This is a genomic window from Myxacorys sp. (genome assembly GCF_059501405.1).
Genome location: NZ_JCACCM010000070.1, coordinates 1 through 2071 on the forward strand (window position 1 = coordinate 1; position 2071 = coordinate 2071).

General features: G+C 51.2%; 1 protein-coding gene. It reads right to left on the reverse strand.

The features are described from left to right. A partial coding sequence (ltrA, locus tag AC5I6P_RS06905; RefSeq protein ID WP_495693013.1) for a group II intron reverse transcriptase/maturase occupies positions 1-1510 on the reverse strand: 1510 nt, incomplete at its 3' end. Positions 1511-2071 lie beyond the last annotated feature (561 nt).

Sequence of the window (2071 nt, forward strand, 5' to 3'; positions counted from 1 at the left end):
CTGCTTTGATCTCTTCTTTCAGTTCGCGCCATTCGTCGTTGTTCTCAGCATTACCAAGCCAAACGACTTCAGGCTGTGGCATTTCGGCAAGGTTGAGCGTTGTCACCCCTTCTCCAGCGAGGTAAGGGTTCGGTGGGTTGCGCGACCGATATTTAGTTATCGGTTGGTCGCTCATTCGATAGAGATACAGCGTTGTTTTTCCATTACGAACGCCCCAATTATCTCTTGTTCCATGCTCTCGTTGCTTATACAAGTCGATGATCTTTCGCGGCGGCAGCCGATGTCGCTTTTGTAACCAGAGAAACAACCGCTCGTTCACCCAGAAATCCAGGTCTTTTGCGGTTTTCTTGGCATTCGAATAGCGAAAGTAGTTGATCCATCCTCGTAATACGGCATTCAGCGCACTGAACTTGAGTAGGGGTTTGTCCCGAAACCGTTTACGGTCAGTCATCTCCTTAATTTTCGCTTTCAGTCGCGCCACTGCTTTCTGACTCGGAGTGACCAACAGCTTCGGTCGGTCATTCTGGTAGGTGTAGCGTCGGATATGAAAGCCCAAGAAGTCGAACCCGCCGTTGACGTGAGTTACGTGCGTTTTCTCGACGGACAGTTCCAGTTTGAGTTCTTCTTGTAAGAAGGTCTGGATTTCGTCACGGAGGCGATGTGCTTCGGCTTTGCTGCCATTGGTTAGGAGCAGCCAGTCATCCGCATATCGGATCAGGGCACAATTTCCTTGTTGCCGAATTCGACGACGTTCCTTTTCCTTACGGTTGAGGCAGCCATGTTTGTTCCACCAAAACAAGTCGAGTTGGTGTAAGTATATGTTTGCTAATAATGGCGAGCAAATGCCACCTTGCGGTGTGCCGACTTCAGTTGATTTGAAGAGGCTGCCATCCATCATTCCCGCTTTTAAGAAGCGGTCAACCAGGTTCAGGAGCCGTTGATCTGCTATCCGTTGTGCCAGAAGTTTGAGCAATATGTCATGGTGAATATTGTCAAAGGCTCCTTTGATATCACCCTCAATGACCCAGTAGTATTTATTACGATTGTTGATGTAGCTATCCAATCGAGCAATGCAGTCCATTGTTCTGCGTCCAGGACGAAAGCCGTTGGAGCAGTTGAGGAAGTCGCTTTCCCAGATTGGTTCTAGCACCATCTTCAATAGCATTTGTACGACTCGATCTTTGAGTGTGGGAATGCCGAGTGGTCGCAGTTTGTCGTTTGACTTTGGAATGTAGACGCGCCGTACTGGAACCGGGCGGAAGCGCTTTTCGCGCAATTCTGCTTGAAGTTCCAGAACGAATGCTGCTCGTGCCGTTTCTGACACCAGTGCTTTCTTGGTCACGCCGTCAATCCCCGCTGTCCGCGCTCCCTGATTCGAGAGAACGTGATTTAAGGCGGTACGAATCCACTCTTCTCGGCAGATCAGGCGATACAGATCCTCGAACTGATGAGTTCGGTGATGCGTTGCCTTTCGAGCAAGGCTGCGTTGGGTTTTGATGATATCGGACATACATCTTAGTCCTCTCTACTTCCCGGACGTTCCTTTTGCAATGACTGCGGTGCTTCGCCAGGTACCAGCCCTTCGCTGGCTCGGACTACTACCACCGCTCTGCCACGTCACTGTCACTTCAGTTGCAGCTAACCCAGTCTTTACAGACCGACCGTGACGCTTCCTACGTTCACAATGTGGTACGTGGTGCGTTTGACCGTAGGCTCCCTCTTTACGCCCGTAGGACACAGACCTAGTGTCCGCGACATCAGCCGTTGGTTTATACCCCTATAACCAGAGCGGTTTGGTCGAAGTCAAGAACCGTTTCGCCAGTTGCGTCGAAGACTGGCTACCTGATGTCTCGCACCATCCCTGTTGTTTGACAGTGCGCTCAAGGTGGGGACGCTTCAGACAAGGGTTTCTTTCGTAGCCATAGTCAAACTCAGGCTTGGAGCCTTGTGCTGTAACAGGGTGTCAGCAGGTTGCCCCGTGTTCTCCGGGCTTCAGACGGGTTCTTGCTCATTATCCGCCGCCTGCCGGATCAGCCTTGGCGCTTTGGGGGAAACGCCATCCCGTATCGTT